The organism is Selenomonas sp. KH1T6 (assembly GCF_900108415.1).
Lineage (GTDB): Bacteria > Bacillota > Negativicutes > Selenomonadales > Selenomonadaceae > Selenomonas_B > Selenomonas_B ruminantium_A.
The window spans coordinates 14,096-35,379 of sequence record NZ_FNWN01000020.1; the positions used below are offsets into that span (position 1 = coordinate 14,096).

The window sequence follows — 21,284 nt, forward strand, 5'->3', positions numbered from 1 at the left end:
GCAGGAAAAAAGCCTATTTTTGTCGAATTTTGGCAAGCATGGAAGAATTTCGTCTTTTAGCTCCGCTAAAACGGGATTTTCTGCTTTAGGAAAAGCTGGTATCTGTCGATAAACTGTTTAGGAATTGAATAGCTGAGGAAACTGTCCTCCCCCCGGAGACGCAACAAGATGGCGAAAGTCACTTGTCTCCGGGGGGGGGACAGTCGCATTTTAGAGGGTTGAAACGGGGGAATTATCTTATGGAAATCTTAAAAGGTTTTTCGTTTGATCTTCAGAGGTTTGCTGACGCGGTGGATTTGAGAGGAAATGTTAAAGTTATCGCAAGTGATGGTGAAGAGCATGAAAGGTCAATTACTCAACTAAACAGCGATTATACTATCGCCACTGACGGTACTTTAATCGTGAGTGGCAGTTGGGATAAATATAGAAACGGTAGAACGAAGGCAGGCGATATACCTGCTGTTTGGTATAGACGCGCAATTAACTTGACGCTAGTACAAGCGGTTACGCCGGGGATAATTATAGGTGGTTATCCTTCGCAAGTTACGGACAATGCAGATAGCCCTACGACTATCTTTATAAATAGCATTGAGACCACTCTTGAGAAGGGCTGCCAACTAAATATAAACGGAAGCAGCCAAGTAACTGGACTGACCAAGAATTTAACGCTTAAAACGGAGAGTGCTAATCTTGAATTTGCTACCAGTGGTGCGCTGGGAGGTAAGGTAGTCTATAACAGCGATGAGGTAGGGTTTGCTTCGGCATTTGCAGGAACTGTCAGTGTTTCTGACGGCAAATTCAACATTACAGGGTTGGCTGCTGAGGGTGAGTCAGTTACAATAAAACAAGGTGACTATACAGCGACGCTGACAGTCATTTCCGGTGGTTGCGTAAAGCGGACAAGCACTGAAACGAGTGAAGTAACCTACTGGAAAGCACTTGAGGAAACGGTATTTACTTATGAAGGTGGCAATAGTGGTGTTGGAGCGATGCCAATTAACACCAATGAGACAACCACTGGCACAAAGTATTTCAACGCTTTAGGTATCTCTTCAGAAAGTAAGTCGGAGGATACAGTAGCGACCCTCAACGCCGACAAAAATCCTAAGACCTTAGAAGTGACCGACAAGCTGACAGGTGGCGTTAATGCTACGGGCGATACGGTGACTGTTAAAGACAGTGGTACGGAGACTGTCTATACTCTGGCTGATGGCGTGACGGTGACAGCCAAGAGTGCCACCTTCACCACCACCGGCGGTACAGTTTCCGATGTGGATGGCACCCTGACGGTCACGGCAGGAACCCTTGCGACCACTGACGGAGATAGCAGTGCCGCCTATAACCTGACCAATAGTACAGGTGTCTCCTTCGGCGGCAATGGCTCTGACGGCAACGCCCTTGTCACTGCCCTGAAAACCGGCGGTGAAACGGGAGATACTGTCAAGGTCACCGGCCTGGCCACTGTCACCAGCAAAGATGGCAACGCCGAAATCACCGGCCTGGCTGCAGTGGGTGAGAAAGCCGTCATCACGGACGGCACAAGCAATCCTGTGCTTGGCACAGTAACCTATGAAGTTATTGCCAAGAAGGCGGATAACACCGCTGTTGTAAGGAAGACTGTGGGCACAGAAGTATCCTACTGGACTGTAACGGAAGATACGGCCATTACGGATAGTTCCTGCGGAACCGCCCTGGAGGCTGCTGCCATTGTAACGGCAGATTACAAAGCCACCACCGACTTCCTCGCCAACGGTCTGCCACTGTCCGACGCAGGCACCTACAAAGCCGCCACCCTCAAGGTAGAGGGAACGACCCGTACTTTGGAGGTGAAGTCTGCAATCACGGTAGGCGTAGTGGCTACGGGTGACACGGTAACCGTGAAAGATGGAGACACGACTACTGCCTATACTCTGGCAGATGACGTGACCCTGACCGCCAGCGGTGCCACCTTCACCACCACCGGCGGCACTGTTTCCGACGTGACAGGCACCCTGACGGTCACGGCAGGAACCCTTGCGACCAATGACGGAGATAACACCGCCGCCTATAACCTGACCAATAGTACAGGTGTCTCCTTCGGTGGCAATGGCTCTGACGGCACTGCCAATGTCACTGCCCTGAAAACCGGCGGTGAAACGGGAGATACTGTCAAGGTCACCGGCCTGGCCACTGTCACCAGCAAAGATGGCAACGCCGAAATCACCGGGCTGGATGCAGTGGGCGAGAAAGCAGTGATCAAAGACAATACGAATACTGCCGGCAACGCCACCATCACCTACGAGGTTGTCTGTGACGCCACTTCTGCGCCCGAAATCGGCAAAATCGTGGTCAGGAGGACTGACGGGAGCGGTGATACCAGCTACTATGAAGCAACTGCAGATACGGTGTTTACCGATGACTATGATGGTGAACTCTTTGCTGCTGTCCCCCTTGATACCCACAAGTATTCTGAAGACAAAGACTTCCTCTACAACGGTATCCCTGTCGCAAAGGGCACTGAGCACAAAGATGTGGCAGCTACCCTCACCAATGACGGCGGCAAGACCTTGCAGGTGAATAGTGATGTAGAAATGGGTGTAAATGCCAAAGGTGATACCGTAAACATCAAGGATGCGGGAACCAAGACGGCCTATACCCTCGATGACAACAGCCATATCACGGCATATGGTGCTTCCTACACAGCTACCGCAGGCGTGGTGTCCAAGGCTAAAGACACCCTGACCCTGACCACCAAGGATGACAGCCTGAAAGCAAAAGGCAATGCCAAGGTCGATGCCAGCGCTCTGACTGCCGCTGGCGCCACCGGCACCATCACCTATGAGGCAGATACAGCCCTCAAAGGAAACGAAGTCATTCTTGGCACGAATGGGCAGAGCATGAGCCTTACCGAGGAGCAGAACGCCACCGCCACCGTCTATGATGGCAGCAAAAAGACACTCAGCGGCGTGGACGGTGGGGCAGCAATCAGCACAGCCAGCCTGACTGCCAATGAACTTTCCTCCATCAGCACCGCTGCAGGCGGCACCTTCACACTCAACGGCATTGGCTTTGCCGCAAACGAAGCTGTGCAGTTGACCAACATAAGCGGCACAGAAAGTGGCACCCTGACCGTAGACAAGTCCATCACCACCAAGACGAAAGACAAGAATTACCAGGTGGAAGGCATCCTTTACAAGTCAGTCTCCGCAGAAGTGGAACTTGCCAAGGACAAGGCCACCCTGGACAAAGATGAGACTGTAACCGTAGATAACCATGACCAAGTCACCAATAAGGCCGATGTTCGCATGGAGGTATCCTCCGCAGGTGCGGTGAAACTTGCCAAAGGCATGGAATTCACCATGGGTGACACCACCTATACCGTAGACTCAGCTATTACCGAGGGCTATGTGGGCACCGAAGAAAAACCCATACCCAAAGAAGGCTATGTTGTCACCGTTACCACGAAGGATGGCGCAAAGCGCTATATCCTGTCAGAAGAAGAACTGTCAGCTGGTGTAAGCGTAACAGATAAACAGTCAGAGCAGGGCGAAGTGTGGGCTGATGCCGACGAGGACCTTCTCCTGCCCTCCATCCCCCTCACTGTCAACGCTTCAAGCGAGAGTGCCGCTTATAACAATGCAGGTTTTGTCACCACCAAGACTGAAGATACTGTGGCTACGGTGACGAAGAAGGACGATGGCACCTATACTGTAGCCGTGACGGGCAAAGTGCTGCTGGGAGTGGAGATAGACGGCGTAAAAGCCACCCTCACCGATAGCGGCAGCGGCACCGAATACAAAACCGGCAATGGCACCTTCCAGCTCAACGGCACCGGCACCCTGGAAAACGGCCTCCTCACCTTTGACAAGGCCAGAAGCTCCGTCACCATCAATGGCTATACCTACACCTTTGACAAAGTCAATGACAAAATCTCCCTCGACACCACCGGCAAGCTCACCGGCCTGACCGAGGGAGAGAAAGTCACAGTGACCAAGGGCAGCGATACCTTCACCTACGAAGTTTCCGGCGGAGTGCTACTGCTGACCAAGAATTCCTCTGGCACTATTTCTACCGAAACAAATCTGCTGGCAGAGGGAGAAAAAGACGGCTTCATCATCGGGGCAGGCAATATGTACGCCGATAACAGGGCCACGGAATCCGGCAAGGCACAGTCCGATACCGGCCTGGAAGTCAACACGGAAGGCGTGGGCAATGTCACCGACGGCCTGCTGATAGACAGGAACGGCCAGGCCACTCTGTCAGAGAGCAAGGCCATTGCCACCGTCACCATCAATCCCGATGACAGCCTGACATACACTGCCAAGGAGAACCGTGGCCAGAGCATCAAGGTCACCTCAGCCAGCAACAAAGAGTGGGACATCAAAGGCAGCAACAGGAAGGATGTCATCGAATACGCCGGGCGCGGCGATGCCGTCATATCCGCCGGAGAGGGCAATGACAGCATCAGCCTCACAGGCTCCGGGGAAGTCCTCCTGAAAGGCGTCAGCGGCAGGAACAGCATCATCCACACCGGCACCGGCGATGCCACCCTGCAGGGCGGCACCGGCAACGACACCATCACCTCCACCCATGCTGATGACACGATCACCGGTGGCGAGGGCAAGGACACCTTCATCCTCACCAACGTGGAAACCCACGTCTCCGACTTCACCTACGGCCAGGACAAGGCCATCATCACCAGCAGCGCAGGTGCCCTTGACCCCTACAAGGTCAAAGTGGCCACCGATGGCAACATCAGCTACACAGGCACAGGCGCCACCGGCGGCTCCCTGAACGTCAGCGGGCAGGGCTACGGCGACTATTACGCCGCCACCCTGGCAGACGTCAATGGGCACAACAAGCTGAATGTGGGCTGGACAGGAGCGCAGGGCGGCATGATAGATGCCAGTTCCCTGACAGACAAATTCCTTTTGCTGGGCAACAGAGAAGGCAGCAGCGACAGCCTGATAGGCGGCCAGTCCAGGGACACCATAGTGGCAGGTAACGGGGCAAGCTCCCTCTGGGGCGGTGCAGGCCGTGACCTCATCGAGAGCAATGACGAAGCCAGCCACACCATCTTCTTCCTGGCAGGTGACGGCAACGACACCGTGACAGGCTTCACCGCCTACGGCGAAGACAACGCCGACACCCTGAACTTCCTGGGCCAGGGCGTAACCTCCGTGAAGCACACCGACAAGGGCATCCAGCTCTACCACGGCTCCGACAAGATGACCCTCACCGGCAACTACGACGCCAACACCATGATCCAGTGGGAAAACGGCAACGACCACGGCATCGCCAAGATCGGCAAGACAGGGGAAGACAACAAATTCACCTACAACGAAGAAGTGACCAGCTACCTTGGCAGCAGCGGCAAAGACACCATTACCATCGGTGACGATGATGACACCGCAGAAATCTGGCTGGATGGCAGCCACGGCGCGAACTACGACAGCGTAGAAATTCTCGATGCCAGCAGCAGTAACGGCACCGTCATCCTGGCAGGTGGCGAAGGCAAGCAGACCATCACCGGCGGCAAGGGCAACAGCTCCCTCTGGGGCGGCACCGGCAGCGCCACCGACGTCATGAATGGTGGCAGCGGAGAAGATGTTTTCTACTACGGCAAGGATGAGGGCAATGACATCGTCAACAACGCCTCGGCAGATGACAAAGTCATGCTTTACAACCTGAGTCTCGGTGACCTGAAAGCAGCCGATATAGGCAGCAACAAGGTAACCATCACTCAGCAGAACGGCCAGACCCTCACCATAAACGGCAGGGCCGGAGAATTCACCCTCTCCGACGGCAGCACCTGGGCAGCCGACTACAGCACCAAGACCTGGAACCGGGTGAAGTAACACTAAGGCACAGACAGATAATTGAATAAAAAGAAGGGACTATTGCATGTGATAAAGCACTCAATGCAATAGTCCCTTCTTATTTTGGGGCACAAAAATGGCGGAGAGGGTGGGATTCGAACCCACGGTGCCTTGCGACATCACCGGTTTTCAAGACCGGCTCCTTAAACCACTCGGACACCTCTCCGCAATATTCATATTGTAGCAGGTAGGCGCAGGTTTGTCAAATTGTCCTTTTACTTGACAGATGTCATACGTCTTAGTAAAGTAGAAGTGACAATCGTAATATTGAAGATATGCAATCTGCCTGAGGAAGGGCAGTATTTAGAGGATTTAGGGGGGATTCTATGGGAAGTTTGTTCAAGAGGCTTCAGGAAATCGGCAAGGCGCTGATGCTGCCCATTGCTGTGCTGCCGGCGGCAGCTCTTTTGCTGCGTCTGGGAGCACCTGATGTTTTGGACATTCCTTTCATCACCAAAGGCGGTGGGGCGGTCTTTGACAACCTGCCCCTGATTTTCTCCATCGGCATTGCTGTGGGTGTAGCCAGGGATAACAGCGGGGCTGCTGGCCTTTCTGGCGGTATTGGCTATCTGGTGCTGGTGGGGGCCATGGGGGCGATTGATGCCGAACTCAATATGGGAGTTCTGGCGGGAATCATTTCCGGTCTTGAGGCAGGTTATCTCTATAACCGTTTCCACAAAATAAGGCTGCCAGAATTTCTGGGTTTTTTCGGCGGTGCCCGCTTTGTGCCGATTGTAACTGCAGCCGCTTCCATTTTGCTGGCCTTGTGTTTTGGGACGGTCTGGGGGTCCTGTCAGGCAGTGATACAAGGCGTAGGTGAATGGATTATTGGCGCTGGGGCTGTAGGAACCTTTGTCTACGGCGTCTTGAACAGGCTGCTTATTCCCATGGGCCTGCACCATATCCTCAACAGCTTTATCTGGTTTGTTTTTGGGGAATATACCACGCCGGCTGGCGTGGTGGCCACCGGTGATCTTAACCGCTTCTTTTCCGGGGATCCCCATGCAGGTATGTTCATGGCGGGCTTTTTCATCATGATGATGTTTGGCATGCCGGCGGTGGCTCTGGCTATGTACTATGCAGCTCCTGCGGACAGGAGACCCCAGATTGCAGGGGCGCTGGCATCAGTGGCTTTTACGTCTTTCCTGACGGGCATTACGGAACCCATCGAATTCATGTTCATGTTTATTTCCCCGTTGCTGTTCGGCATTCATGCGGTGCTTACGGGGCTGGCCATGGCTGTGACCTATAGCTTGGGTATCCTGCACGGTTTTGGCTTTTCGGCAGGCTTCATAGATTATATCCTCAATTATGGCCTGGCTACCAGACCGCTCTTTATCCTGCCCCTCGGTCTGGTCTTTGGGGTGGTGTATTATGTCACTTTCAGCTGGGCAATCAGGCATTACGACCTGCCCACTATCGGGCGCTATGAGGAGGAAGAAGGGGAAGTCTTGCAGGAGCCTGCCAAGGCAGAGGTGGCTGAGACAGAGGAGCGGCGCCATGCCAGGCAGGTAGTTGCTGCGCTGGGAGGCTTTGAGAATCTCCTGACCATAGGCAACTGTGCTACCAGGCTCAGGCTGGAGGTGGCTGATCCTGCGGCGGTGGACGAAAAGGCCTTGAAGGCACTGGGGGCCAGAGGAGTTTTTCGGGCAGGTAAAAATCTTCAGGTGGTAATTGGCACTCAGGTGGAATTCCTGGCAGGAGAAATGCGGAGTTTGAAGAATAGCTAAATAAGGTGTTGAGCAAAAGGCAGGAGGAGAGTCAATGTTAGCAATAGTGAATGGCAGGCTTATCCTGCCGGATGAGCGCGTAGGGGGCCATTTTGAGGCTATTTCCGGGCTGGCCCTGCTGATAGAGGACGGGCGCATCAAGGATGTGGTGTCTGAGGTGCGGCTGCGGGCAGATTATGCCAAGTACCAGACCTGGGATGCTGGCGGGCGCTATGTATCTCCGGGCTTTATCAATATCCATATCCACGGCTGCTTTGGGGCAGATACCATGGACAAGAAGCCCGAGGCCATCAAGACCATGTGCCAGAATCTTCCTGCCCATGGCGTGACGTCCTTCCTGCCTACTACCATAACTGCTTCCATTGAAGACATACAGGCGGCTCTGGACAGGGTGAGGGAATTCATGAAGAATCCCTGGCTGGCCCGGGGGGCAGAGGTGCTGGGGGCCAATATGGAAGGGCCCTTCATAAGTCCTGCCCACAGGGGAAGCCATCAGGTAAGGCATGTTGTCCCCGCTCGTTTCTCCCTGGTGGAGCCTTATGCTGATGTGGTGAAATATATCACGGTTGCCCCTGAGGAAATGGACGGCTTCAGCTTCGTGGATAAATGCCGGGAGGCAGGCATTATCGTCTCTATCGGTCACAGCGGTGCCATATATGAGGAAGCGGTGGATTTCTTTCAGCAGGGAGTGTCTCATGCTACCCATCTCTACAATGCCATGAGCCCCCTGCATCACAGGGAGCCGGGGGTAGTGGGGGCGGTGCTGGATGCGGATAACGTGGTGGCGGAACTCATCACTGATGATGTCCACTGCCATCCCGCCGCCCAAAGGCTGGCCTGCCGTCTGAAGGGGGACAAGCTGGTGCTCATTACCGATTCCTGCCGGGCCTGCGGCCTGGGGGACGGTGTCTCCGAGCTGGGAGGACAGCAGATTTACGTGGAGGGCGGTCTTGCCACTCTGGCTGACGGCACCATTGCCGCCAGTGTAGCTTCCATGAATGAGGTGGTGCGGAACTTTGCCCGCAATACAGGTCTCAGTCTTCCCCGTGTGGTGGAACTGGTGACCAAGGTTCCTGCCCAGGAACTGGACTGCCTTTGGCAGCGGGGCATATTGGAGCCGGAGCGCCTGGCCAATATCACGGTGTTTGATGATGATGTGAATATCTTTGCCACCTTCGTGAGAGGGCAGCTTTGTTACGGCAGTTAAATAAGCAAATAAAATGGGAGCAGGGAAACCTGCTCCTGTTTACGTTATATTTACGCTGGTAACGCCTGATATGTTTCGCAGCACCTCGATGATTTCGGCGGTCGGAATACCCTTGTAGTTGAAGACGTCCAGCTCTATATAAAGCTGCTTTGTCTCTTCGCTTTCCACTTCATCTTCGTCTGCTTTTACTTTTATGCCTTTGACCTTGAACTGCATTTTATCAACGCATTTGTTGATCAGCATGAGCTGTCCAGGTTTGTCTATGGTGTGGATGACGAGGGAGAGTCGCTTTTCGTGGTCTACCCAGTCGTCCAGTCGGGAGAGCCTGCCCAGGGCGATGAACACCAGCAGTCCCGTGAAGATGGCACCCACGTAGAAGCCGCCTCCAATGGCCAGCCCTACTCCTGCCACCACCCAGAGACAGGCGGCGGTGGTGAGGCCTGTGACGGTGAGGCCTTCCTTCATGATGGCCCCGGCCCCCAGGAAACCGATGCCGCTGACTACCTGAGCTGCCAGGCGGGCCGGGTCTGCATTGGTCTTGCCTTCCACCTGCTGGTACATATCCTGGGACAGCACCATGATGAGGCAGGAGCCCAGGCAGACCAGCATGTTGGTCCTGAGTCCCGCCGACTTCCGCCGTGACTGCCGCTCATAGCCAATCACGCCGCCCATGACACAGGACAGAAGAAGTCGGAAGCAAAGTTCCCAGTCCGAAATCATAGCTTCACCCCCTGAGATTTTTTCATAAGGCCATTGTTCAAATTTTGCCGCAGGCAAAATCTTCCAATTAGCCTTTCAACGAGGCGAGAGATATATGCTCGTTGCTTGTTATGACATTAGCCACCCCAAAAACTATAGAGGTGGAGGACATCTTCTTCCGAGTTATACATTATGAGAATATTTCCACATAGATGCAAAATATCCTGCTATGGGAAAATAAAAAAGCCTCCCAATTAAGGAAGACTTTTCCAAGAGAATTACTTGCTCATCTCGTCCCATTTCTCTTCGAGTTCGCGGACGATGCGGGCATGTTCTTTTTCGGTAAGGGTAACTTTGGCTCTGTAGATGAAAGCAGCTGCTGCAATCAGTACCAGGGGAGCTGCGAACATTACCAGCTGGAAGTTGGCGAGGCCCTCAGTAGTGATGCTGTCAGCCGTGGCGCCGGCGGTCATGCCGACCCATACAGCGGTGAGGCCTACGACGCCGCTGGTGATGGCGCCGGCGAGCTTGTCAATGAGGGGGCGCACGCAGAGCACCAGGGCTTCATCACGGTGGCCCAGCTTCAGCTGGCCGTACTCAACAGTATCCGTGATGGTCATGAGCACTACCAGGAAGATCAGGGGCTGGGGCAGGCTGAAGATGCCGGCACCCAGCAGTGCCATGCTGACGTTCTTGCCGGAGAGGGCGTAGCAGACGATGCCTGCCAGCATTACAACAATGGAGGCAAAGAACAGCTTGCGGCGGCTGAATTTGGTGGTGAGAATGGGGAAGAGGGCCACAGCAGCCAGGCCGATGACTACATTGATGACACCCAAAATGGAGAATTCAGAATTATCACCGATAACATAAGTGAAGTAGTAGAGGTTGAAGTTGTTGATAAGGTTCTGGCCCAGGCCAAAGACCAGGTAAGCGATAGCTACCCAGAGAAGCTGGTCATTCTTCAGGAGGATTTTGAAGACATCTTTGAAGGAAGTCTGGGTCTTGTTCTCACGGAGAGTGGATTTCTGCTCTTTGGTGAAGAGGCCGAGGATGATGGCGCCCAGAGTGGCAATGCCGCCGCCGATGCAGGCAAAGGCAAACCAGCCGGTGGGATCGCCTGCGCCGCCGTTGGCATCATGGGAGAAGTACATGACCACGGGGATGACCATGATGGTCACCAGCTGGCCGCCGAACACAGAGCCGATACGGGCAAAGGTAGCGGTGACTTCACGCTCGTGGGAATCAAAGGAAATGGCGGGGATCATAGACCAGATAGCCACGTCCTTGGCGGAATAGAACACATCCATGACAAAGTAGATGATGGCAAAGAGGACAAGGTAGGTGATGGGGGAGCTGACAGCCAGGCCGCCCATGTCAGTGAAGAGGAAAGCCAGGGTCAGGGCTGCCACGAAAGCGCCTACGATAACCCAAGGCTTAAATTTGCCCCATCTTGTTTCTGTTTTGTCAATGATGTTGCCGATGAAGGGATCAATGAAGAGCTCACCAATGCGCAGCACCAGGATAATGGTGGTGACAATGCCGATCATATAGGCATCACGGCTGGGATTGTCAGAATGGAAAAGATTGCTGGTGACAAAGATCATGAAGTAGGTGCCCAGCATGGCGTAAAAAACATCGTGGCCAAAGGTGCCGCAGGCATAAGCCACGCGGGGCCAGAAGTTGCTTGTCTTCTCGTTCACGGTAGATTCCTCCAAAACTGCGGTATTTTCCATGCTCATCAGTTTTTCACCCTTTCAATGTAGGCAAGAATCGCATCGGCGATTTTATCCAGAGGCTCACGGCTGGTGTTTACCACCAGGTCGTAGTTGGCGCCGTCACCCCAGGTGCGGCCTGTATAGTAGTCGTAGTAGCGGGCGCGCTTCTCGTTTTCCTTGTCCAGCTCCTTGAGGCTCTTGCCCTCGTAGACCTCCTGGCCGCGCTTCTCGCGGTACTCATCATCGGCGCAGACAAAGATGGAGAAATTATTGGGGTCATTGCGCAGCACATAGTCGCCGCAGCGGCCCAGAATCACGCAGGAGCCGTCCTTGGCCAGCTTCTTGATGGCGGAAGACTCGGACAGGAACATGCCATGGGAGCTTTCTCCCATGTGGGTGCCGAAGGAATGGAAGGGAATGAAGCTCATGGAAAGGGGCTTCACCTGGTTCTCCATCTGCAGCAGTTCCTCTTCGCTGAGGTCGTTGATGCCCAGCTTGGCGGCGGCGATATGGACAATCTGCCTGTCATATAGCTTCACGCCGAGCTTGTCCGCCAGTATCTGCGCCAGCTCCCGTCCACCGGCGCCATACTGGCGGCTGATGGTGAGCACTAGATTCTCCTTCATGATGATACCTCCTACTTTCGTAAACGTTTTCATTCCTGTCCTAAAATAAAAGGGAAAATCTTTCCCGAATGGACAGGCTTAGAGATTGTGTACAGTGAAAATATATTTTCGTGGAAATCATTCGTGTTTAGTACAGTAAACGATTTCTTTACTCTTATTATACACGATTTCTTCCGATATGCAATATGCTTCGAAAAGAAAATAAATTCTGATAAATATTTCAGCATATTCCTAAGTATATAGCTCCATCGTAATAATAACCCTATATATAGTATAAATAAAATTTTCTCTCTTTTTCAATTAAGATAAATATTTGACATCTGTACACAGTTACAGATTTATGATATAATAAAAGCGCCGCGAAGTAGCATCTCAGCAAGTTTTGAAAAACATACTGTGGGGGGATTCGGTATGGCAATCAAGAACATTGAAATGGACCGTCGTGACAGCGCAAGTTATCGCAAGATGTTGAAACGAGGAGGTTTCCTATCAGCAAGCTACCTGTCCGTCAGCGGCTTTGACGTGGCTTCACTCAAGAAGCTGGCCCTAGCAGGAGAGCTTGATGCCGTTCGCTGTGCTATTGGCAAATCTACCCGCTGGTATTATCGGGAGAATCAGGCAGAAAACGCGCACCTGCGCGGCCTGGCTTAAAGGAATCATTTATTGCGGCATACTCGAAGACCGGTTCGCCGGTCTTTTTTTTATCCTCTTGCAAAGGTTAACAGGAAGGAAATGCAGAATATTTACGACAGATAGTGCAATTAGTGGAGGAATCCGTTATGGGGACATTTTTTGTGATGGTATTGGTCTTTGCCGTGGTGCAGCTGCTCTGGTCTGCCTGGTCGGCACGGCGCCTGTGGAGAGGCTGGCGGCTGTGGCTGGCCTGCCTTTGCTTTGGCGCGCTGGATATGGGGCTCGTATGGTTTATTCTGCGCCATCAGCCCAATTACCATGATGTGGGCAAATATCTGATTTGGGCTATGGTGCTGCTGCTGGTGGTCCAGTCCATCTTCAACATGCTGGTGACGGCGGCCTGGCTTATCAGGTTCCTCTTGCGGCGGGTGCATAGGGTGCCCTTTGACTCCAGGCGGCGGGAACTCATGAAAAAGTCTTTCTTATATCCTCTGCTGGCTGGTGGTCTTTCTGCCTACGGGGGACTGGTGGAAAGCCGCCATCAGGTGCTCCGGGAGGTGGAGATTCCCGTGAAAGGGCTGACGGCACCCTCAGGCTACCGCATCTTGCAGCTCAGTGATGTGCATCTGGGAGAATTCTTCAATCTGGAAGACTTTGCCAGGCTGCTGCAGCAGGCAGAGAGCCAGGGAGCAGACCTGCTGGCGGTGACGGGAGATCTCTTTGATGATGAAAGGATCAACGCGGAAGCAGTGAAGCTGCTGGACAGCTTTGTACCTGCTTTCCCCGATGGCATTTACTTTGTCTTTGGCAACCATGAGCACTTTCGGGGCGTGGGACAGATCAAGAGCTATCTGTCCGGCACCCGCATCAATGTGCTGGAAAACGAGGCCCGCCAGGTGCCAGGCAGGGAATTGTGGCTGGCGGGGGTGGACTATCCCATGCGCAGGGACCATTTTGAGAAGGACAGACGGGAAATGCACCGTCAGGCCATGGCCAATGTGCCTGAGGGAGTGACCACGGTGCTGTTGGGGCATCATCCTGAGTGCATAGACGACGGGGCAGCGTCCGGTGTGGCCCTGACCCTGACAGGACACACCCACGGCGGTCAGTTCGGCATCCTGGGCAAGCCCATCTTTCCTTTCTTCCGCTATAATCGGGGGCTGGTGAAGACAGGGGACAGCTATGGTTATGTCCACTCGGGCAACGGCAGCTGGTTCCCCTGCCGCATAGGGTGCCCGCCGGAGATTGTGACTTTCACTTTGCTAGCAAAGTAGGAGGGCGGCTATGGAACGTGATGCCCATTATTATGAGGAAAAGGCGGAAGAGTTCAGCCTGGCAGGGGATGCCGAGGGAGTGGCGGCGGCCCTCTATCAGGCAGCTGTCCATGACAAGTACCTGCGCAGCCAGCGGCAGCATTACTCGGGCTATCTCTTTGCCCTGCACTATCTGGAGGAAATAGGGGCGGAGGATTTGCGGGCGGCTCATCTGGCCTATGGGGAGCTGTATAGTGAGGAAGAAGCTTTGCCGGCTGCTTCGAACTATCAACACAAGAGAATCCGTATAGGTTTTCTGGCGCCCCGATTTGTAGAGAGTTCAGTCATGCGTTTTGCCGAGCCGTTGCTGCTGGGATTGGACAGGGAACAGTTTGAAGTTTTTGCTTTTGCTATTGAGGAAGAGGAGGACAGCTTCACCTCATATCTGAAGGAGCAGCTTGATACGCAGGGGGAGCATTACTTCTGCCTGTATGGTCAATCCCTTGAGGAAGGAGCCTGGGCTATTCGCAATCAGGAAATAGACATACTCTTTGACCTGGGGGGCCATAGCGAAGGCGGACAGACCCTGATGCTTATGGCGAAGAAACCTGCACCGATACAGCTTTCTGGGCTGGGTTACTTCGATACCTTGGGCTTGCCTGAAGGTATGGTTGATGGCTTGCTGGCTGATGAAGTGCTGGTGCCTGGCGGAGAGGAGGCGCAATTCACGGAGCCTATCTTCCGCCTGCCTCAGGCTGTGGCTTTCCAGCCCACTGAGGCCATGAGAAATTTCCGGGAGGGACTGCTGGCCAGAAGGGCGCAGAGGCCAGTGACCTTTGGCGTGGTGCAGAATGTGCTGAAGGTGACAGATGGGGCGTTGCGAGCCTGGGGGCGGATCTTGCAGGAGCTGCCGGACAGCCGGTTGATTATCAAGGACGTATTGCCCCAGTCGGAAAGGTTGGAACGGCTCAGGAGAAGAGCGGAAGACCTGGGGCTGCCCATGGAGCGTGTGAAATTGCAAGGGGGCAGCCTCAGTTATTGGCAAATTTACGAAGAGATTGATATAGTGTTGGATACCTTTCCCTATCCCGGAGGCTTTATGACGGCCCTGGCCCTGTATTTCGGGGTGCCGGTGATTACGCTAAGAGGTTGCAGCTATGGGGCAAGGTTTGGGGCTTCGATACTTAAGGCGGCCGGCAGGGAAGAGTGGATTGCTGGCAGCGTGGAAGAGTATGTGGGGAAGGCGTTGGAGCTTGGTGGCGATGCCGTGAAATTGCGGCAGGAGCAGGAAAGACTGTTTGAAGAAATTGTTGATTCATCGTTGCTGGATGTCAGCACATATGTTAGAAAGCTGGCTGATGAGTTATCATACCTCCACCGCTTGCGGGGGAGGTGGCAGCCGTAGGCTGACGGAAGGGGGAATCGAAGCAGTAACGTTATCTTCGCCCCTTCCACCGTCTTCGACGGTCCCCCTTCCCCGTTTCACGGGGCAGGTAAGGCCTGTAAGTTCAGTTTGTCTGCTATTTGAGAGGTTAACTATATGAGGGACGTATTGGAATTCCTCCCCGCAGGAGGAATTAGGCAAAAAGTTGATATTTTGACAGTCGACACTTCCCGCCTGTTGCCGAAGTTGCGCAAGCTCTGCCCCTATGCCCGGATAACTGCCGTAACCCGCATGGAGGAGGTGCCGGAGCTGCCGCCTTTGCAAGGTCTGGGCGTTGACTGGCACGTTCTGGATCACCGTAAGGAGCAGCTTCCTTTTCCGGAGGAAGCCTTTGACTATGTGCTGGCGGAAGAGGCGTTGACCACCTGCTACGAACCTTACCTGGAACTGATGGCTCTGGGCAAGCTGGTGAAGGGTACGGGGGAACTTTTCACCCGGTTCTATAATGTGCGCTATCAAGGCGTCTTGGAAGCTTTGCGGCAGGGTGAGTTCAATTATCGGGCGGAGCACCTCTGGGCCAAGGCGGAGGTGGTGCGGTTGATGGATGATACCTTGTTCAAGGAGGTTGTCTTTGCCCCGGGGGAGCAGGACGGTGGGGAGGAAGACGAGCAGGCCTGGGCAGAACTGGGCTTTGATGACTTCAGCCGTGACCTGGCCACTTCGGTCTGGCTGGTGAGGGTCTGCCGCTCCACTGCTGCCGTGGCGAATCTCAAGAGCCTTTACAGCCCGGAACTGCGCCGGAGGCTGGCGTTCCTGCTGCACAGGCTGGAGTATGATATTGATTTGGAAGCAAGTTTTAGGGAATTGCAGGAGCTGTGCAGGAAGGAGCAGATTTTCCCGGACTACCTGGAAGATTTCATAGGAGAAGCCTGCGCTCACCAAAAAAAAGTTTTTTCTTTCCTGTCAAGCAGGAATTTTTTAAATAATCTATAATATAGAGATAGAACCCAGTAAAATTTCATAATCCGGAGGGGAGGCGGACATTAAGAGGATCAGGTATATTTGGGATATTATGGGAACCAATAGAATGGGGTGTATTGTATGGTAACTTTTTTGGTAGCTCTACTGGCACTGATACTTGGTTTTTTCATTTACGGCAAGATCGTGGATACCTTCTTCGGTCCCACGGACAAGCCTACTCCTGCTGTGGTGCATAATGACGGGGTTGACTACATCCCCCTGCCCACCTGGAAAGTCTTCATGATTCAGCTCCTGAACATCGCAGGCCTTGGCCCTATCTTCGGTGCCCTGGGCGGTGCTATGTGGGGGCCCAGTGTTTATCTTTGGATTGTGTTCGGTACCATTTTTGCCGGCGGCGTCCATGACTACCTTTCAGGTATGATTTCTTTGCGTGAGGATGGCAAGAGCATTTCCGAGGTGGTAGGACATCACATGGGTAGCACCATGCTGATGATCATGCGCGTCTTCGCTGTGGTGCTGCTGGTATTGGTAGGTACAGTGTTCGCAACGGGCCCGGCGGGCTTGCTGTCCAAGCTCACTGGCGTGGCCGTGACCTATGTGCTGCCTTGTGTGTTCCTCTATTACTTCCTGGCCACCCTTTTGCCGGTGGACAAGATCATCGCCCGTTTCTATCCTTTGTTCGGCGCCTGCCTTATCGTCATGGCGCTGGGCATTATGGCAGCTATGCTTTTGGGTGTGGGCGGTCATCATATGCCGGAACTGACTCTGGAAAACCTGCATCCACTGGGAGCAGAAAAAATGCCCATCTGGCCGCTGATGTTCATCACTGTGGCCTGCGGCGCTATTTCAGGTTTCCATTCTACCCAGTCTCCTATCATGTCCCGCTGCCTGAAGGATGAGCGTCTGGGGCGTCCTGTGTTCTACGGCGCCATGGTGGCTGAGGGCATCATTGCCCTGATCTGGGCTACGGCCGGCATTACCTTCTATGAGAGCACCGGGGGGCTGGCTGCAGCCATGAAGGCTGGCGGCGCCGGCACCGTGGTATATGATATCTGCGTGGGCTTCATGGGCACTGGCCTGGGGGCAACTCTCGCCATGCTGGGTGTCATTGCCTGCCCCATTACCTCTGGTGATACGGCTTTCCGCAGCGCCCGCCTTACCTTGGCTGACTGGATTGGCATGGAGCAGAAATTCCCTGCCAAGCGCCTGATGCTGGCTGTGCCTATCCTGGCTATCGGCGGCATCCTCTCCCAGATGGACTTCAACATTATCTGGCGTTATTTCTCCTGGACCAACCAGACCCTCGCCATGATCGTCCTCTGGACCGGCGCCGTGTATCTCTACCGCACGAAGCCCGGCAGCAAGGCATATCTGATACCTGCTATTCCCGCTACTTTCATGGCAGCGGTGACCAGCACCTACATCCTGCAGGCACCTGAGGGCTTCCAGCTGGCAAGCTCCATCACCTATCCGATAGGTATCGTGTTTGCAGTGGTATGCGTGTTCTTGTTTGCTAAGTCAACACTGATGAAAAAGTAGCGGCGGTTACTTTCTTTGGTGCAAAGAAAGTAACCAAAGAAACTGCGGCCTCGATTTCGTCCGTAAAATCGGAAGGCCGCTGAACGCCCATCCATGGGCTGAGGTTTGAATTATTGGGGCTATTTTATCCGGCCATTTTCGTACGGAAGTGGCCGGATTTTTTAAGAATATTAGGGGGGATCATTATGCGCAGCTTTATGGACAAGGATTTCCTGCTGCAGACGGAAACGGCCAAATCTCTCTATCATAGATATGCGGAGCCTTTGCCCATAGTGGATTATCACAGCCATCTGTCCGCCAGGGATATTGCTGAGGACAGGCAGTACAACAATCTCACCGAGGCGTGGATTGACACGGACCCATACAAGTGGCGCCTCATGCGTACTGCTGGCATCGAGGAGAGGTACATCACGGGCAAGGATACAGATCCCTATGAGCGCTTCCTGAAGTTTGCGGAAATCCTGCCCAGGGCTGCGGGAAACCCGGTCTTTCATTGGTCGCACATGGAGCTGAAGAAATTCTTTGGCTTCCAGGGGCTGCTTTCTGCTGAGACTGCCAAAAAAGTCTGGGATATGTGCAATGAGAAATTCTCCGGACCAGGATATTCTGTGCGGGGACTCCTGACCCAGGCCGGGGTGGAGGTGCTTTGCACCACCAATGACCCCACGGAGGATTTGCGCTGGCACAAGAAACTGGCCGAAGATCCTGACTGCTCTATGCAGATACTGCCCACTATGCGGCTTGACTATGTATTGCGCATAGACCATCCACAGTGGTGCAATTATATACGGCATGAGTTGGCTGTGTCTGCGGAGGTCGAGGCTGAAGATGTGGCTACCATGCAGGATATCCGTGATATTCTCAAGAAGCGCATCAACTACTTTGAGAAACTGGGCTGCCGGGCAGCTGATATCGTGCTTGATCACATGTACTATGCTCCTGCCGAAGAGTATGAGCTTGATGATATCGTGGGCAGGACTTTGGGAGAACGAGGCAACCCCGATTACCACAAAGCAGAGCAGTATAAGACAGCCATGCTCATGTTCCTGGCCAAAGAATGCACCAAGCGCGGCTGGGTCATGCAGATACGCTTTTCTGCTCTCCGCAGCGTCAACTCCAGAATGACGGAAAAGCTGGGCATTGAAGCCGGCTGTGATGGCATGGGGGACTTCTCCTGCGCCCAGGTGCTGGCAAACTTCCTGAATGCCCTTGATGAGCGCTGCACCTTGCCCCGCATGGTCATATACTCCCTCAATCCTGCCGACCAGGCAGTGATTGGTTCTATTCTGGGAGCCTTCCAGGAAAGCGTGGAGAACCAGGAAGGGGAGGGAATCAGGGGGCGCTTGCAGCAAGGCACGGCCTGCTGGTTCAATGATGCCAAGCGGGGTCTGGAGCGTCAGCTTATCACTGTCAGTTCCCTGTCTCTACTGGGAGAGGACATCGGCATGCTGGCAGATGCCCGCACACCTTTCTCTCTGTCCAGACATGAGTATTACCGCCGCATCCTCTGCAATTTCATAGGAAATATGGTGGAGAATGGAGAATACCTGGCAGATACGGGGAGGCTGGGACTCATGGTCAGGGATGTCTGTTATGCCAACGCTCTGCGCTACTTTGGCTTCAGGGTCTGAGTAGTTTGCAGCAATAGAAAGGAGCAATTTATATGCCAAAGAAAAGCAGCGAAGAAAAAGATGTCAAAGGGGTGGAGTCCAACGAGAAGGCCTTGAAATTCCAGTCCTTCCTGGTGGACAACAACATCAACGTCTTTAGCACGGAATCACTGGAAGATGAGTATGAGACGGTGCTCTTCCGTTCCCGTATCGAGGTGCGGGGACAGATGCTGCCCATGGTCATCATCATCGACAAGAGCGTCTTCACCATCATCCGCACCCAGATTGTCACGGGCATTGAGGATGCCCAGGCTGACAAGCTCAAAACCTATCTCAATGATCTGAACAGGGAATTCAAGATCTTCAAATACTATCTGCGTGAGGATGGCAATGTCTATCTTGATATCTGCCTGCCCTTTGTGGATGAGAGCTTTGACAGTCAGATGGTGCAGCTCATGCTCTCCATCCTGGTGAAACATCTGGAGGCAGTCTACGGCGATGTCATGGCCTTTGTCTGGGCCAAGGATGACAAGGCAGAGAAGAAAAAGAAGTAAGAACAGATTTTGCAAGCCTTCCTGTGTCAGGGAAGGCTTGTTTCCTAAAGAGGGGAGGGATGGCCTTTGGATGAGGAAAAGATGGACAGGGATCTGGAGGGACTTGCGGTCTTCCGTCCCCTGCAAAAAGTAACCGGGGTCAAGGCCCAGCAGGAATTCCGCCTGAAACCAACCCAGACTATCTTGCTCAGTTTTGTATTGATGATTGGCATAGGCACCATTTTGCTTATGCTGCCCATAAGCTCTGCCAGGGAGACGAGCCTGCCCTTCATTGATGCCCTTTTTGTGTCCACCTCTGCCTCCTGCGTCACGGGATTGACGGTGGTGGATGTGAAAAATGACCTGAGTTTCTTTGGCAAATGCGTGATGATCATGCTGATACAGGTGGGAGGCCTGGGAATCATGACACTGGGCACCATGGCCGTCCATGCCATGGGCTACCGTTTCCGCCTGAGGGAAAGCCTGACCTTGCAGGAGTCACTGGGCCAGAGCGGCCGGTCGGGGCTTTTTGAGCTGATACGACGCATGATAAAGTATACACTGGCAGTGGAGGGGTTCTTTGCCCTGCTATTGACGGTGCATTTTATCCCGGAGTTTGGCTTCGATGCCATAGGCTATGGCATCTTTCATGCGGTTTCTGCCTTCTGCAATGCCGGGTTTGACCTCTTTGGGAATTATGACAGCCTGTGCAAGCGGCAGGATGATATTTTCCTGCTGACGGGTATTGGCTTGTCCATTATCCTGGGAGGCATTGGCTTCACGGTCATGCATGATGTCATGCACCGCAGGAAATGGCACAGGTTTTCCCTGCATACCAAGATAGTGCTGGCTGTCAACAGCGTCCTGATTGTTGGAGGCACCTTGCTTATCTTCGGGGTGGAAAGCCGCTATGACGGCGTATTGGTGGGCATGCCCCTGGCAGAGCAGCTGGCCAATTCTGCCTTTATGTCAGTTTCTTGCCGCACGGCGGGGTTCAACAGTTTTGATATCGCTGCGTCCACCCAGGTCACCAAGTTTGCCATGATCATCCTCATGTTCATTGGGGCATCGCCCCTGTCTACTGGGGGCGGCATCAAGTGCACCACCATCTTTGTCCTGCTGCGCTCCGTATGGGCGATTTTCCGCGGTGAGAACGAGGTCACTGTCTTTGGCAGGACTATCAGCACCAGAGCGCGGAACCAGGCCTTTGCTATTTTCACTGTGGGCACCCTCTGGGTAGTGACCATGGTAATCCTGCTGGCAGTGGTTGACGGAGAAACAAATGACCTGGGGAGGGTGATTTTTGAGACAGTTTCTGCCTTTGGCACCGTGGGCATGGGCATTGGCATTACGTCGGAGTGGGATGAATGGGGCAAGGTTCTGCTGTGCCTGACCATGCTGCTGGGCAGGGTGGGCATCATGACCTTCCTGCTGTCCCTGATACAGCAGAGGCAGTCCATCGTCAAGTATCCGAAGGAAGAGATTATGCTGGGCTAGATTGAAGGAAGTGCTGAAA

General features: G+C 53.6%; 14 protein-coding genes and 1 tRNA gene. 11 read left to right on the forward strand and 4 right to left on the reverse strand.

The window, feature by feature from the left end:
- Positions 1-989: 989 nt before the first annotated feature.
- A complete protein-coding gene (locus BLW59_RS11545; RefSeq protein ID WP_074697908.1) occupies positions 990-5,837 on the forward strand; it encodes a hypothetical protein in 4,848 nt (1,615 codons plus the stop codon).
- Between the two features lie 98 nt (positions 5,838-5,935).
- Here BLW59_RS11545 and BLW59_RS11550 read toward each other — a convergent pair.
- Positions 5,936-6,024: transfer RNA gene (locus tag BLW59_RS11550), tRNA-Ser, on the reverse strand.
- 160 nt (positions 6,025-6,184) lie between these two features.
- Between BLW59_RS11550 and nagE the strand changes: the two genes are divergently transcribed.
- Both nagE and nagA read left to right on the forward strand, forming a co-directional pair.
- A complete protein-coding gene (gene nagE, locus BLW59_RS11555) occupies positions 6,185-7,588 on the forward strand; it encodes an N-acetylglucosamine-specific PTS transporter subunit IIBC (RefSeq protein WP_074697909.1) in 1,404 nt (467 codons plus the stop codon).
- A gap of 34 nt (positions 7,589-7,622) precedes the next feature.
- Complete coding sequence (gene nagA / locus BLW59_RS11560; RefSeq protein ID WP_074697910.1) at positions 7,623-8,795, forward strand: N-acetylglucosamine-6-phosphate deacetylase; 1,173 nt, start codon at positions 7,623-7,625, stop codon at positions 8,793-8,795.
- Positions 8,796-8,834: 39 nt separating this feature from the next.
- Here nagA and BLW59_RS11565 read toward each other — a convergent pair whose 3' ends face one another.
- The 3 genes from BLW59_RS11565 to BLW59_RS11575 all read right to left on the reverse strand — a co-directional run bounded on the left by BLW59_RS11565 (position 8,835) and on the right by BLW59_RS11575 (position 11,835).
- Entirely contained in the window at positions 8,835-9,515 is a 681-nt protein-coding gene (locus BLW59_RS11565) for an MgtC/SapB family protein (RefSeq protein WP_139283654.1), read from the reverse strand.
- Between the two features lie 257 nt (positions 9,516-9,772).
- On the reverse strand, positions 9,773-11,227 hold the full coding sequence (locus tag BLW59_RS11570; RefSeq protein WP_175463420.1) for a glycoside-pentoside-hexuronide (GPH):cation symporter: 1,455 nt from the start codon (positions 11,225-11,227) through the stop codon (positions 9,773-9,775).
- Positions 11,228-11,232: 5 nt separating this feature from the next.
- Positions 11,233-11,835 (reverse strand): AAA family ATPase, encoded by a 603-nt coding sequence (locus BLW59_RS11575; protein ID WP_175463419.1) that lies wholly within the window; start codon positions 11,833-11,835, stop codon positions 11,233-11,235.
- Between the two features lie 411 nt (positions 11,836-12,246).
- Here BLW59_RS11575 and BLW59_RS11580 point away from each other — a divergent pair, with 411 nt between their 5' ends.
- The 8 genes from BLW59_RS11580 to BLW59_RS11615 all read left to right on the forward strand — a co-directional run bounded on the left by BLW59_RS11580 (position 12,247) and on the right by BLW59_RS11615 (position 21,265).
- On the forward strand, positions 12,247-12,486 hold the full coding sequence (locus BLW59_RS11580; protein ID WP_029541310.1) for a hypothetical protein: 240 nt from the start codon (positions 12,247-12,249) through the stop codon (positions 12,484-12,486).
- A gap of 128 nt (positions 12,487-12,614) precedes the next feature.
- The gene (locus tag BLW59_RS11585; protein ID WP_074697911.1) at positions 12,615-13,742 is read left to right on the forward strand and encodes a metallophosphoesterase; all 1,128 of its coding nucleotides are present in this window, start codon (positions 12,615-12,617) and stop codon (positions 13,740-13,742) included.
- 10 nt (positions 13,743-13,752) lie between these two features.
- Positions 13,753-15,126 carry a hypothetical protein gene (locus BLW59_RS11590; protein ID WP_074697912.1) on the forward strand — a complete coding sequence of 458 codons (1,374 nt, stop codon included), beginning with the start codon at positions 13,753-13,755 and terminating at the stop codon, positions 15,124-15,126.
- Between the two features lie 135 nt (positions 15,127-15,261).
- Complete coding sequence (locus BLW59_RS11595; RefSeq protein ID WP_074697913.1) at positions 15,262-16,098, forward strand: class I SAM-dependent methyltransferase; 837 nt, start codon at positions 15,262-15,264, stop codon at positions 16,096-16,098.
- A 108-nt stretch (positions 16,099-16,206) separates the two neighbouring features.
- On the forward strand, positions 16,207-17,625 hold the full coding sequence (locus BLW59_RS11600; RefSeq protein WP_074697914.1) for a carbon starvation protein A: 1,419 nt from the start codon (positions 16,207-16,209) through the stop codon (positions 17,623-17,625).
- A 185-nt stretch (positions 17,626-17,810) separates the two neighbouring features.
- Complete coding sequence (uxaC, locus tag BLW59_RS11605) at positions 17,811-19,256, forward strand: glucuronate isomerase (protein WP_074697915.1); 1,446 nt, start codon at positions 17,811-17,813, stop codon at positions 19,254-19,256.
- A 32-nt stretch (positions 19,257-19,288) separates the two neighbouring features.
- Positions 19,289-19,789 carry a hypothetical protein gene (locus tag BLW59_RS11610; RefSeq protein ID WP_029541299.1) on the forward strand — a complete coding sequence of 167 codons (501 nt, stop codon included), beginning with the start codon at positions 19,289-19,291 and terminating at the stop codon, positions 19,787-19,789.
- 66 nt (positions 19,790-19,855) lie between these two features.
- Complete coding sequence (locus BLW59_RS11615) at positions 19,856-21,265, forward strand: potassium transporter TrkG (RefSeq protein WP_081348509.1); 1,410 nt, start codon at positions 19,856-19,858, stop codon at positions 21,263-21,265.
- Positions 21,266-21,284: the final 19 nt, after the last annotated feature.

Excerpts from the sequence above, each read along its gene's own strand:
- BLW59_RS11545 (WP_074697908.1), top strand. The coding sequence starts at position 990 with ATGCCAATTAACACCAATGAGACAACCACTGGCACAAAGTATTTCAAC.
- nagE (WP_074697909.1), top strand. The coding sequence starts at position 6,185 with ATGGGAAGTTTGTTCAAGAGGCTTCAGGAAATCGGCAAGGCGCTGATG.
- nagA (WP_074697910.1), top strand. The coding sequence starts at position 7,623 with ATGTTAGCAATAGTGAATGGCAGGCTTATCCTGCCGGATGAGCGCGTA.
- BLW59_RS11565 (WP_139283654.1), bottom strand. The coding sequence starts at position 9,515 with ATGATTTCGGACTGGGAACTTTGCTTCCGACTTCTTCTGTCCTGTGTC.
- BLW59_RS11570 (WP_175463420.1), bottom strand. The coding sequence starts at position 11,227 with ATGGAAAATACCGCAGTTTTGGAGGAATCTACCGTGAACGAGAAGACA.
- BLW59_RS11575 (WP_175463419.1), bottom strand. The coding sequence starts at position 11,835 with ATGAAGGAGAATCTAGTGCTCACCATCAGCCGCCAGTATGGCGCCGGT.
- BLW59_RS11580 (WP_029541310.1), top strand. The coding sequence starts at position 12,247 with ATGGCAATCAAGAACATTGAAATGGACCGTCGTGACAGCGCAAGTTAT.
- BLW59_RS11585 (WP_074697911.1), top strand. The coding sequence starts at position 12,615 with ATGGGGACATTTTTTGTGATGGTATTGGTCTTTGCCGTGGTGCAGCTG.
- BLW59_RS11590 (WP_074697912.1), top strand. The coding sequence starts at position 13,753 with ATGGAACGTGATGCCCATTATTATGAGGAAAAGGCGGAAGAGTTCAGC.
- BLW59_RS11595 (WP_074697913.1), top strand. The coding sequence starts at position 15,262 with ATGAGGGACGTATTGGAATTCCTCCCCGCAGGAGGAATTAGGCAAAAA.
- BLW59_RS11600 (WP_074697914.1), top strand. The coding sequence starts at position 16,207 with ATGGTAACTTTTTTGGTAGCTCTACTGGCACTGATACTTGGTTTTTTC.
- uxaC (WP_074697915.1), top strand. The coding sequence starts at position 17,811 with ATGCGCAGCTTTATGGACAAGGATTTCCTGCTGCAGACGGAAACGGCC.
- BLW59_RS11610 (WP_029541299.1), top strand. The coding sequence starts at position 19,289 with ATGCCAAAGAAAAGCAGCGAAGAAAAAGATGTCAAAGGGGTGGAGTCC.